Origin of the sequence: Gilvibacter sediminis (assembly GCF_028561565.1) — a bacterium.
Taxonomy (GTDB): Bacteria; Bacteroidota; Bacteroidia; order Flavobacteriales; family Flavobacteriaceae; genus Gilvibacter; species Gilvibacter sediminis.
Window position 1 is genome coordinate 348455 of sequence record NZ_JAQQTE010000022.1, and the last position, 13237, is coordinate 361691.

Annotated in this window: 9 protein-coding genes; 5 read left to right on the forward strand and 4 right to left on the reverse strand. The window is 44.0% G+C overall.

Going from position 1 to position 13237, the window contains the following annotated elements; genetic code table 11:
• Nucleotides 1-3: 3 nt before the first annotated feature.
• Nucleotides 4-1392 (forward strand): phosphoglucosamine mutase, encoded by a 1389-nt coding sequence (glmM, locus tag POW22_RS13840; protein WP_272833352.1) that lies wholly within the window; start codon nt 4-6, stop codon nt 1390-1392.
• Here the strand turns inward: glmM and POW22_RS13845 are convergent.
• Complete coding sequence (locus POW22_RS13845; protein ID WP_272833353.1) at nt 1389-2258, reverse strand: lysophospholipid acyltransferase family protein; 870 nt, start codon at nt 2256-2258, stop codon at nt 1389-1391. The genes glmM and POW22_RS13845 overlap by 4 nt on opposite strands.
• Before the next feature lie 62 nt (nt 2259-2320).
• Between POW22_RS13845 and POW22_RS13850 the strand changes: the two genes are divergently transcribed.
• Together POW22_RS13850 and POW22_RS13855 are read left to right on the forward strand one after the other, a co-directional pair.
• Nucleotides 2321-2968, forward strand: coding sequence for a rhomboid family intramembrane serine protease (locus POW22_RS13850; RefSeq protein WP_272833354.1), 648 nt, complete (start codon nt 2321-2323; stop codon nt 2966-2968).
• A gap of 32 nt (nt 2969-3000) precedes the next feature.
• Nucleotides 3001-3657, forward strand: a complete 657-nt coding sequence (locus tag POW22_RS13855) for an SIMPL domain-containing protein (protein WP_272833355.1) — start codon at nt 3001-3003, stop codon at nt 3655-3657.
• Here POW22_RS13855 and POW22_RS13860 read toward each other — a convergent pair.
• Entirely contained in the window at nt 3654-4769 is a 1116-nt protein-coding gene (locus tag POW22_RS13860) for a TlpA disulfide reductase family protein (protein ID WP_272833356.1), read from the reverse strand. The two genes, POW22_RS13855 and POW22_RS13860, sit on opposite strands and share 4 nt — an antisense overlap.
• Before the next feature lie 122 nt (nt 4770-4891).
• On the opposite strand from POW22_RS13860, the gene POW22_RS13865 reads away from it, so the two are divergent.
• Entirely contained in the window at nt 4892-7264 is a 2373-nt protein-coding gene (locus POW22_RS13865; RefSeq protein WP_272833357.1) for a GAF domain-containing protein, read from the forward strand.
• Here the strand turns inward: POW22_RS13865 and POW22_RS13870 are convergent.
• Nucleotides 7261-8469 carry a Pycsar system effector family protein gene (locus tag POW22_RS13870; protein WP_272833358.1) on the reverse strand — a complete coding sequence of 403 codons (1209 nt, stop codon included), beginning with the start codon at nt 8467-8469 and terminating at the stop codon, nt 7261-7263. The two genes, POW22_RS13865 and POW22_RS13870, sit on opposite strands and share 4 nt — an antisense overlap.
• A gap of 44 nt (nt 8470-8513) precedes the next feature.
• Between POW22_RS13870 and POW22_RS13875 the strand changes: the two genes are divergently transcribed.
• Complete coding sequence (locus POW22_RS13875) at nt 8514-12215, forward strand: metallophosphoesterase (protein ID WP_272833359.1); 3702 nt, start codon at nt 8514-8516, stop codon at nt 12213-12215.
• Nucleotides 12216-12218: 3 nt separating this feature from the next.
• Here the strand turns inward: POW22_RS13875 and POW22_RS13880 are convergent, their stop codons facing one another.
• Complete coding sequence (locus POW22_RS13880; RefSeq protein ID WP_272833360.1) at nt 12219-13058, reverse strand: hypothetical protein; 840 nt, start codon at nt 13056-13058, stop codon at nt 12219-12221.
• Between the last annotated feature and the right edge of the window lie 179 nt (nt 13059-13237).

The window sequence follows — 13237 nt, forward strand, 5'->3', positions numbered from 1 at the left end:
AGCATGACCCTAATCAAATCTATTTCTGGAATTCGAGGAACTATCGGCGGAAGCGCCGGGGATAATTTAACTCCTATTGATGCAGTGACCTATGCAGCAGCCTATGGCACTTGGATCAAGCAGCAACGTGAAAAGACCAACTACAAAGTGGTGGTGGGTCGCGATGCGCGAATTTCAGGACCGATGATCCAAGAGTTGGTCATGCAGACTTTAATCGGCATGGGGATCAATGTTGTGGATTTGGAACTCTCTACCACACCAACTGTTGAGGTAGCTGTTCCTATGGAGCATGCGGACGGAGGCATTATCCTTACGGCTAGTCACAATCCCAAACAATGGAATGCCTTAAAACTCCTAAATGCCAAAGGAGAATTCTTAGATGCTGCGGCCGGACAGGAGATCTTAGACATTGCCAGCAATCAAGATTTTGATTTTGCAGCAGTTGATGATCTGGGCGAGATCAATAAGAACCAAGCCTATATGGATCTGCATATTGATGAGATCCTTGATTTGGATCTGGTAGATGCCGAGGCTATCAAAAAAGCAGGCTTTAAAGTGGTTGTTGACGGCGTGAATTCTAGTGGAGGAGTGGCTGTTCCTTTGTTATTAGACCGTTTGGGTGTACAAACTGTAAAATTATTCTGCGAGCCGACCGGGCATTTCCCACACAATCCAGAGCCGCTAAAGGAGCACTTAGGAGATATTATGAAAGCCGTTATTGACGAGCGTGCTGATTTTGGTATCGTTGTGGACCCCGATGTAGACCGATTGGCTTTTATCTCAGAAGACGGCAGCATGTTTGGGGAGGAGTACACCCTGGTTGCTGTTGCGGATTATATTTTGAGCAGAGTTCCTGGAAATACGGTTTCTAATTTATCATCTTCTCGAGCTTTGCGCGATATCACTGAAAAGCACGGCGGACAGTATTTTGCCAGCGCAGTAGGCGAGGTCAATGTCGTGACCATGATGAAAGAGAAGAACGCCGTTATTGGCGGTGAAGGTAATGGTGGAATCATCTATCCAGAGCTGCATTACGGGCGTGATTCCTTAGTAGGAATCGCTTTGTTCTTGACCCATTTGGCCTATCAAACCAAAACGGTGAGCGAGCTTCGCGCGAGCTATCCGAGTTACTTTATGAGTAAAAAGAAAATTCAATTGACTCCGGAATTGGACGTCGATGGTATCTTGGCTGGAATCCACAGCAAATACGCTGCAGAGAACCCATCGACCATTGATGGGGTAAAGATCGACTTCGCAGATTCTTGGGTTCATTTACGCAAATCGAATACAGAACCGATCATTCGTATTTACACAGAAGCTCCGTCCGCTGAGGCTGCAGATGCTCTTGCAGATCGATTTATTGGGGAGCTAAGCGAGTTGGCCGGGCTCTAAGCCTCTTTGCGATACTTCCAACGTTTGTGGGACCAGAGGTAGAATTCTGGCGCTTGTTTGATCTGTGATTCCAGAGCATTCAAAAAGCTACGGGTGATTGGATATTCATTCGCCTCAGCAGGATGTAAAGGAACCAGAGTAGCCTCGTAATAGCCGCGTTTTACCTTTTCCACATGCAAATAAAGATGAACCAAATCTAACCTGCGACCGAGTTCTTCTCCACCAGTAAATACGGGTACTTCTATGCCCATAAAGGGTTCCCAGTGTTTAGCCACGGTAGGTCTTGGGGTTTGATCGCTCAGCATCAATGTCATGGAAGCAATGCCTTCTTTTTTGTTTCTGAAGAGGGTAGAAACGATCTGTTTATTGTTCACAATGATGCCGCCAAATCGCCCGCGTATCTTGCGTACCATGGCGTCAAAAGATGGGTCCTCTAACTTTTTATAGACTGCGTAACCTTGAACAGGGATGGACTTTTGTAAAATTCCACTCCATTCCCAAGAAGCGTAATGGCCACACCACAAAAGCACCGATCGGTTATTGTTGAATACGGGTTTAAGGATCTCGACGTTCTTATAGACGAAGCGTTTCTCAGCCTGCTCTTGACTTATGGTGTAACTTTTTATGGTCTCCAAAACAAAGTCACAGAAGTGACGGTAGAATGCTTTTCGGGTCTTTTTGATCTTTGTTTCATCCCAATCCGGGAATGCGAGTTGAAGGTTGTAGTAAACGACCTTTTTTCTGTAGCCAATGAGGTAATAGGTCAGCAGGAATAGAAAATCGGCTAAGGCGTAAAGCGCCCAGAACGGGAGTTTAGAGATGGCCCAGACCAGTGATTTAACTAGAAAATAAACTGCTTTACGCATCAAAAAAATTTAAGCAAAACTAACTAAAATTAATTCATTAATTTGGTCTTCAAAGCGCAATTATGTTAGATATAGCCCCGGTTACCATACTGCTTATTGGAGCCAACATTCTGTTTTCCTCCAAAGGATTCCAGGACTTTTCATTTTTTGAGAAATACAAATTCAACGTCGGCGCGATTCGTCGCGGAGAATACATACGTTATTTATCCTCTGGATTTCTGCATGCAGATTGGACGCATTTGTTGGTCAATATGCTAACCCTTTACTTTTTTGCCGGAGCCATTATGAACCGCTTGGGCTTGTTTCCTTTTTTGATCATTTACTTTGCGAGTCTGCTGGTTGGGAATTTCTTGTCGTATGCTTTTCATAAGAATGAATATCACTACAGCGCCATTGGTGCCAGTGGTGCAGTCTCTGGAGTGGTTTTTGCCTTTGTGCTGTTGTATCCAAATCAAAACTTGTATCTCTTCTTTGCGATACCTATAAAGGCGTGGCTTTTTGGAATACTATACTTGGTTTATTCCATCTACGGCATGCGAAACCAATTGGGTAATATTGGTCATGACGCTCACTTTGGTGGCGCAGTAGCGGGATATGCGCTAACCCTTTTATTTGAACCTTATCTGCTGGAATCTCGCACGGAAATAGTTGTGCTGATGGCGGTTCCAATTGTGGCACTGTTTGTGCTTATCAAACAAAAACGAATATGAGAACACTTTTTTTATTTATCAGTCTAACTATTATGAGTACAAGCATATATGCCCAAACAGAGGCTTTTCCTTCCCGCGTTGATGTTACAGGAACTGGGATGGTCAAGATCACGCCAGATCAGGTTTTAATAAGTCTGCGTGTGGAGAATACGGGACAGGAGGCTGCTACCGTGAAGAAACAAAATGATCAGGTAGTCGCAGCTGTGTTACGCTTTTTAAAGGATTCAGGAATCCCAGATGCCGACGTGCAAACGGAATATATCAGACTCAATAAGAATTACAACTACAATTCCAAGACTTACAATTATCAGGCGAATCAAGCCATTAATGTATTGCTCAAAGATCTCAGCAAGTATGAATCAGTAATGAATGGCTTGATCAGTTCTGGAGTCAACCGCATTGACAATATCACCTTTGGGAGTTCACAGCGAGTCAGCTTAGAAGCCGAGGCGCGCAAGAAAGCGGTACAGCACGCGCAACAAAAAGCACGTGAATATGCCGGTGCCTTAGGACAAGAGATCGGTAGGGCGGTAAAGATCAGTGAACAAACGGCAACGGTTATGCCTGCGGTGAACATGCGGTCTTTTGCAGTAGCAGACGCTGCGGAAAGTGAACCGACAATTGCTCCAGGAGAACTAGAGATCCGTGTTAATGTGCAAGTGAGTTTTCTGCTTTTGGCAGACGATTAATTGTCAAATAACTGAGCCAGTTTAGCTTCTAGCTGCGGTCCTCTCAGGTTTTTGGCAATGATCACTCCGTTTTCATCTAAAAGAAATGAGGCAGGAATAGCGTGTACATTGTACATACGCGCAATAGGATCTTGCCAGAATTGCAAATTAGAGATCTGTGGCCAAGGCAGGCCGTCGTCTTCGATGGCTTTGATCCAACGGGCCTTTCCGTTAGGTTGATCCAGTGAAACTCCAATGATGTTGAAGCCTTTGTCGTGGTAGGCTTCATAGGCTTTTACCAAGTTAGGGTTTTCAACACGGCAAGGCTTACACCAAGAGGCCCAAAAGTCAATAAGGGTGACTTTTCCTTTGACATCTTTTAGAGAAACAACCTCTCCCGCTGGATTCGGCGCTTCAAACTTTGGAGCGATACCACCGATCTCCACGTTCTTCATGGCTTCTAAGGATTCCTTCACGGTTTTTCCGATCAGGGTGTTTAATACCTCTGGACTAGTGTTCTCAACGATCTCACGAGCTTCATCTGCAGTGATGTCCTTTTTGTTGATCAATTCAGAAAGGATGATCATGGTAAAGAGCGAGTTCGGATTCTCTTGCACGAACTGCTTTTTAAAAGCGCGTTCTGCAGACATGAGTTCTTTGTTCTCTTCTTGTAAGATGTTGATCATAATACCATCCTGCTCTTGACGCGCCTGCTTATAAGCCTCGGCTTTCTCCTTTTTTAGGACCGCGTATTGGCGCAGGGTTTGGTTGTATTCTGCATAAAGATCATTGCTGCGTCCTCCGCTGGCGCGAGAGGCTTGCATGCTGTCCTTGTACATGGTGATCTTAATGTCTTGGTTTTCATTAAAGACAATCATATTCTTACGCCCAACAGGTTCTGTGATCAAACGCAGTTCTGCTCCTTCTACAGATTCCAAGTCAATACTGACCTTTCCACCTTGAACGATAAGGGTGTCCAAAATGACCGGTTGGTTATTCTCATCGATGCTTTGCCAATAGAGTTTGGTGCCTTCGGCAAAACCCAAAGCAGTTCCGGTTAATTTTTTTTGTCCGCTATCGCCTCCACAGGCTGTTAAAATTGCGGCGATTGCCGTAACGAATAATAATCTCATACGTCTAAAGAGTGTAAAGGGCAAAAATAGCGATTCGCGGCAATAAATTTTGTTAAGATTATATTATTGTATCTTTGCAATACAAGCCGGTCAGAAGGCTTCTAAGTAATTGATTTCTAGGAATGAACCTGAGTGACGACAACTTTCCATTAACCATAAAAATTGGCTTTGGAAAACTCTTTGAACACTACAAAGAGCATATTAATAGCACGGACTCCTTAGTTCAAGAGCGCGCAAAGGCGGTACTTGAATTGGCGGAGAAGCATCCGGAGTTGACCACTGGTTTGGAATCTCCAGAAGATGTGGAGCGTTTTAAACCACAGATCGACTTTATTTTGAGCGATCTGTTCTCTCCTGTATTGCAACGCAATGAGATCAAGATTGCGACCATTCCTTTTAGAGATTATATCTTTAAATCGACCCAGCGCTTTGAGAACATTCTCAAGAATGCGGAGGGGAATTACGACCTGAGTTTTACCAATTTTACCGACGACGAGTTTTACGTGATGGCGTGTAGTGTGATCTTAGGAGCGCATTACGGCAAGCGTATGGACTTTAGACGTCCGTTCCACTTTGCTATTCCGGATACCAATAAAATCACCAGAAACTACCGCGTGCTTTACAATGGAGATTTCATTGAGATGAAACCTACAGAAAGAGCTTTAGAACTCACCGAGGAAGACATCGCGGAGCTCATAGATAATTACGACAATATTGAACTTTGGAAATCTAAGTTCCCTCCACAGAGCTGGGAATTCAACGGTTTTGTGATCGGCAATATGTACGACGCAACAGTTGATGTAGCCTTGTCTGACCTAAAAGCGACCTTACTGCGTCAAAACGACGAGAAGGTAGATGAGGACATTGAGGAGTTCCAAACCATCCTGCAGGCTATCTTTAATCTGCCTGAGATCAAAATGGGATTCGCGGTTTACAACGAAGAGGATCATCGGTTTGAGCCCATCCCGCAAGGAAAGAATATCCACAGTTATATCTTAAACGGACAGATGGCTGCCTCATGCGACAAGGCTTTATGCCCGCATTCTTACGAGGCGCTTTTTATCTCTAACGAATACTATTGCGTCTCAGACGTAGCGCGATTCCACAAGATGTATCCGAAGAATCCGCTGTACAAAAAATTAAACGATCAGAAGGCGGGAAGCGCAATTTTGGCGGCAGTACGCGATGAGGGTAAAGTGCTGGGTGTCTTGGAGTTGATCTCTCCAAATCCTCAGGAACTCAACTCCATCAACGCCAACAAACTCAATGATATGATGCCTTATATCATTGACTCGGTGCGCAGCTCCAAGCGCAGAGAAGAAAATGAGATCGAACTTTTGATTCAGCATGAGTGTACTTCTATCCACCCCAGTGTGCACTGGAAGTTTGTTCAAGAATCCAAACGAGTTTTAGCCAAGCGATATGCAGGAGAGGATGTAGGTTTTAGAGAGATCGTTTTTGACAATGTTTATCCGCTCTTTGGGCAGATCGACATCAAAGGGTCTTCTGTGGCGCGTAATCACGCCATTCAGGCCGATCTAATTTTGCAGTTAGCAGCGATCAAAGATGTGATAAAACTCGGCTTAGAGACCGAACCCATGCCCATTTACGAGCAATACATCCATCGAATTGATACCTATCTGGAAGTGATTCACAAAGACCTAAAGGTAGACAGCGAGCAAAAGATCCGCTCCTTTATCAAGGACAATATAAAACCGCTGTTTGTTCATTTCAATAAGTTGTCACCAGAGCTAGCAACAGCGATAAAGGGCTATCGCGAACAGTTGGATCCAAACCTGAACTTGATCTACAAGCACAGAAAGGATTACGACAATTCCATCACCCTGATCAATAAAAAGATGTCAGAACTGCTGGATAAAAAGCAGGCTAAGGCCCAAGCGATGTATCCGCATTATTTTGAACGCTTCAAAACCGATGGGGTAGAGCACAATATGTATATCGGAGAATCCATTACCAAACAGGACAGCTTTAACAAGGTATACCTTTACAATTTGCGTCTGTGGCAATTGCAGGTCATGTGTGAGATGGAGAACGCCTATTACAATATGAAGCCTAAGCTTCCTTTGGATTTGGACGTGGCTTCCATGATCTTGGTGTTCAACGCTGCGCTATCTGTGCGTTTCCGTATGGATGAAAAGCGTTTTGATGTTGATGGTACTTACAACGCCCGTTATGAGGTAGTTAAAAAGCGTGTGGATAAAGCCTATATTAAAGGCACTAACAAACGCGTTACCGAAAAGGGAAAGATCACCATAGTTTATTCTCAGCGCAGTGATGAACAAGAATACCTGCGTTATATCAAGTTCTTACAGTCTAAAAACGTGCTCAGTGATAACGTAGAGGTTGTGGAATTGGAGGATCTACAAGGCGTAACAGGTCTAAAAGCGATCCGTGTGGACGTGCTTTACAAGACCAAAAAGAACGATAAGCAGTTCTATACCTATGAAGATCTGATGAAAGAGATCAAGAATTAAGTTCCCATTGCTTCGCGAATGCCGGCAGACCATTGAAAAGCAATGGCAAAGGCAATCACCGAAACTATTATGCCTACAATGAATACCGTATAGGTCAAACGGAGGATCTTGTATTTTCTGTCCAGAACAATCCCTAGGAAATAAAGGTCTTTGGTCATGGCAGAGTAGATATAGTCTTTATCGTTGAGCATTTGATTGATCGCCCAATCAAATTCCTTGTATTCCATTTTGTGGAAATTTCCAAAGAACAAGAGGTTCACACGTTTTTGCTCCACGTCTTCTCGAGTGAACTTTCCGCGCGTCACATTTGGGCGTGTTGCGAGTACCGATAAGATCATCGACGCTACGCTAAAGATCACAAACACCACCGTTGGAATGATCAAATAGGCGTTTGACGGATTGTCCAATTTTGGAATTAAGTTGGATAAGGCCAGAGAAATGATGATCGCGTTTACAGAAAGCAAAATATTCGCTTTGGTATCGGCAATATCACTGAGTTTGATGTGATTCCTCAAGGTGACACGATACATGGACTGAATGGCCTTTTCAGGACTTTCATCCTTGAGCTTTGCTTTGAGTTTAGCGAGCTTGGCCTTCTTTTTCTTTTCTTTCTGAGCGGCGCTTTCTTCCTTGAGCATCTTGAGGTTCAGCTTCTTCTGAGGCTGCCATTGCTCTTTGGCATAGTCCGTATACCACTCATGGGTCTTGGAAAACATATCAATATTCACCAAGGTCCATTTGCGCGCGGAATAATCGTGAATTCCCAAATTCTTTAATTCTTCTCGCAGATACTCAGAAGCTTCTAAATAGTAGTCCTTGGCAAAATGAGAAGCATCTGCATCTCTAATGATAAATTCCAATTCATCCTCGGGAGTGTATTCCATTTTGGTGGCCAAAATGCATCGCTTCACCGTGTCAATCTGCTCTTGTGGAACCTCTTGAGAAGCCAAATACTCTTGAGCCATGTTCGCGCTGATCTCCTCATGACCGTCCCATTGCTCTATATAGCCCACGTCATGGAGCAAAGCGGCAAGCTGAAGTGCCTCGGCATCTTTCTCGCTTACGGAACTGTGTTCCAAAATTTCTTTCGTACTTTTAAATACGCGTTTGGTATGGAGTAGATTGTGGTAGACGATCTCGGGAGGTAGTTTCTCTTCTAAGAGTTTAGAAACGTACTCGTGAGTATTTTGGATAAGGGAATTCATCTGTTCGATTATTACGCCAAATTACTAAATTATCATTACTTCTTATGTCGAAATTTAAACTCGTCCTTTCTTTGGCGCTCGCTTTTATTGTTCTGAGTTGTGCTACCTACTCAACCAAGATCGCTGAAGACTCGACCTACACCCAACCCCCGTCGACAGCAAAAAAGACACATTCTATTTTTCTTTTAGGCGATGCTGGATTTGCCAGCCAAGATCCAGACAAGTACTCTATTGCAGGCTTTAAGGATATTTTAGAAGCCGAAGGCCAAGAGGATGATATTGCCATTTTCTTGGGCGATAATATCTACCCCAAAGGCTTGCCGCCAAAGTCCAATAAGGGGTACGAGGCGGCTAAGGGGTATTTAGATGCCCAAGTTGCTGCTATTGCCAACTTTAAAGGAAAGTCCTATTTCATTCCTGGGAATCACGATTGGTACAGCCGCGGACTACCGGGCCTAAAAAGGCAAGAAGATTATCTGGAGAAGGTCACCGATAACAATGAGATTTTCCAGCCAGAGAAAGGCTGTCCTATTAGAACCAAGTCTATCAATGATGATTTGGAGATCATTTTTATTGACACCCAATGGTTTTTAGTGGATTGGGACAAACATCCAACCATGAATGACGATTGTGACATCAAGTCGAGAAACGATTTTTTCTTGGAACTAGAAGGGGAGCTTAAAAAGAATAATGAAAAGACCATCATCATCGCAACGCATCACCCCGCAATGACCTATGGTCCTCACGGTGGTTATTTTTCAGCACGTCAACACCTTTTTCCATCAGGCAGTAAGATTCCACTGCCCATTTTAGGATCCTTTGTAGCCTTAGCGCGCTCTCAAGGTGGAGTGACCAATCAAGACCGCTACAACATGCGCTACGATGAGCTTATGGATCGCTTGACTACTATGGTGACCGCTTCAGACCGCGCCATCATTGTCTCTGGGCATGAGCATACCTTACAGTTTATCGATTTAGATAATATCAAGCAGATCGTCTCTGGAGCAGGGTCTAAGAAGAGTCCTGTTGCGATGGGGCCGGGAGCACAATTCGTATCGAGCTCTAGAGGATTTGCAGTATTGGACCTCTATGATGATCGTTCTAGTAAGGTGCGTTTTTATACTATGGAGGGAGCTGAAGCAACCTTAGTACACACTGCGGATGTCCATCCGGCAGAAGCACCTTACGATACCTCTGGGCTAGCGAGTAGTTTTGAAGATACTACCAATGCGAAAGCCTATACAGAAGGGACTGATAGAACTGACGGCTATCGCTGGTTTTGGGGAGATCACTACCGCTATATCTATGGGACGGATATCAAGGTGCCTGTGGTCACTCTAGATGAGTTCATGGGAGGCTTTACCATTGAACGAAAAGGGGGAGGTCACCAGACCCGATCTTTGCGTCTCATTGACAGTCAGGGAAGGAATTTTGCCCTTAGAGCTGTGAAAAAGAGTGCCGTGCAATTCCTTCAAACAGTGGCGTTTAAAGATAATTATGTAGAAAAAGACTTTAAGGAGACCCTCACAGAAGATGTATTGCTTGACTTCTACACTTCTAGCCATCCTTTTGCCAGCTTTACGGTAGGGCCGCTTTCTGATGCCATCGGACTATTTCATACCAATCCGCAATTGGTTTATATGCCTAAACACCCTTATTTGGGCAAGTATAATGAAGAGTTTGGAGATGAGCTTTACATCATTGAAGAGCGCCCAGATGACGGTTTTCTAGATGTGGTTTCCTTTGGAACTCCGGATGATATTGAAAGCACCTCAGACATGTTAGCCAACTTGCGCGCCGATGAAAAATATCAAATTGATGAGGCCAGCTATATTAAGGCGCGCTTGTTTGATATGTTGGTGGGAGATTGGGATCGCCACCAGGATCAATGGCGTTGGTCTCGTTTTGATATTTCTGACGACCAGAAGATCTACCGACCCATTCCGCGGGATCGAGATCAAGTATACTCCAACTATGACGGCGCACTTTTAGATTTCTTAAAGGCGATCATACCTTCGACCCGTCAATTCCAAGAATTTGACTACGAGCAAAAAGACATCAAATGGATCAACTCCGCAGGGATTAAATTAGATCGAGCCCTTACCCAAGACAGCAACTTGAATGTTTGGTTGGAGCAGGCTGCCTATATCCGTCAGCAGATCACCGATGAGGTCATTGATGATGCTTTTTCTAAACTGCCTCCAGAAATTCAGGATGAAACTGCAGAAGAGATCAAAGCCAAACTCAAGGCTCGCCTTTTGGATCTGGATGAATTAGCGCAACGCTATTATACCTATTTGAGCAAGTTAGTGATCATCACGGCCACAGATAAGGACGATTTGATCAACATTGAACGCGGCCGCGGAGAAACGCGAATCACTGTGAGTCGTATCAAAGACGGAGTGGCGCAAGCACCCTTTAAAACAAGAACGGTAAAGAGCTCAGAAACCAAAGAGGTTTGGATCTATGCCTTAGATGACGATGATAGAATTACCGCTAGTGGAGGCGGAAAAAACCCCGTGTTCATCCGTGTTATTGGAGGACAGAACAACGACATCTATGACCTGGAGGACGGGAGGCAGATAAAGATTTATGATCATGCCTCTAAACCGAACACCGTGGTAAATACCGGTGGCGCAGAACTGCGTTTAAAGGATATCTATTCCAACAATGTTTACGACTTCGATAAATACATCAACCGTATCAATATGATCGTGCCGACCATCGGATTTAATCCCGATGATGGCATTAAGATTGGTGCGACCAATACGTATACGGTAAAAGGCTTTAAGAATGATCCCTATCACAGAAAGCACGTGGTTAGCGCAGGTTATTTCTTTGCGACCCAAGGCTTTGATTTGAAATATCAAGGAAATTTTGCCAACACCTTTGGCAATTGGGATCTGGTTGCGGGAGCGCGATTCACCAGTGAGAATTTCGCTTTGAATTTCTTCGGATTCGGAAACGATACGGAAAATTTTGATGATGACCTCGGCTTGGATTTCAATAGAGTGAAAACAGGAATCCTTCAAGGGTCTATTGGCGTTCAGAAGATAGGAGATGCGGGGAGTAGTTTTGCAGTTTCGCTTCGGGCAGAGCGCATTGAAGTGGATCCTACAGCAGATCGATTCGTCACCCAGTTTTTTGATCCGAATGATCCGATACTTACAGATTCCAAGACTTTTGGAACTGTTTTGTTTCATTACAATTATACAGGAGCGGATAACAGAGCCTATCCCACTCGTGGAATTTTCTTTGATTTTTCTGCAGGAGCAACAGCCAATCTAAAAGAAAGTGATAGGAACTTCGCCTTTGTGAAACCCTCTCTGGAATTTTACAGCGCCTTGATCGGAACTCGTAAACTCGTTCTGCGCACACAGATTCAAGGACAGTTCAATATTGGAGATAATTTTGAGTTTTATCAGGGAGCCGTTTTAGGCGCCAATACAGGACTGAGAGGCTATCGTTTGCAGCGATTCACGGGCGAGAGTGCTCTGGCAATGTCTGCAGATTTACGCCTGCAACTCACAAAATTTAAAACAGGATTATTGCCTTTAAAACTCGGTGTTTTTGGCGGATATGATTTGGGACGTGTATGGGTGGATGGAGAAGACTCAAACACTTGGCACGACAGTGTCGGCGGAGGTTTATTGCTGACTGCGGTAGATGCGATCTCCGGTCAATTTGGCCTGTTTAACAGTGATGACGGCTTGCGATTCTCCTTCGGATTTGGAATTTCACTCTAAGATCTAGTCTCTTAGTTTTAAGGAGTAGAGCCATTGACGGCCTTTGTTGCGTTCTTCGCTGATCAACAACTCATCAGCATTTATAAAGCAGATTCCCTCTTTTTGAGACTCGTCGTCAAATTCGTAACGTTTTAGCGTAATAGAATCAAGTGCATTCGGGTCAAAATCTGGGATCAACCAAACGTTCTTATGACTGAGTAAGGCCAATTGACCGCTGGATTGGTGAAAGGCAGCACCGGTGATCTTACAATTGTCTTCCTTGCCACACAACGGAATGAATCCGCAGAAACGAGCTGTTTGTGTTCCGTTTTTTGCAGCAACTTCAAACACGGCCGTTCGATCTTTGAACTTATTGCGAAAGGTCTTGGTGAATAAATAAAAAGACCCGTTGCGGTAGATTAAAGCCTCTACATCATATTTGATCTTGCCCTTTTTAGTGGTATAATCCTCAGGAAACTCAATGGTAGTGGTCAATACGTTTTCTGGGCTATTGGGATCTGGAATCACGCCATAAATAGTCACGCTTTTACGGGAAAAATCATTGTTTCCAGTATCGCTGATGTAGACAATACCGTCATCGCCAATGGCCAGATCTTCCCAATCTTCATTATAGGTCCCCGGAGGAAAGACTTTTTTAGTGATGGTCCCGTCATTAGTGTCAATGCCATAAAGAACATCTCTATTGCCACTGTCGTTATGCGTCCACAGAACTGCTCCATCAAAGGCTAAGCCGCTAGATTCACTAACCTCATTAGACAGTTGAGTCAGTCCTTTTAGCTGCCCGAACGTTAAAGCCGGGATTATCAATAAAACGAAGGTAAAGGTAAATTTGAATTTTCTCACCCTGTAAAGTTACGAAGAAGTATGCTTTTTGGTACTCTTGATAGGTAGATTCCCACCGTGTTCATTTCTCCCAAAGACTTGCGGAAAAACTAGTGTTATTGGCTATATTTTATATATTTGCGCAAGTTTTGAGGGCGGCTTTTTTGAGTCCTTGAGAATATCAATTTATCGACCACATG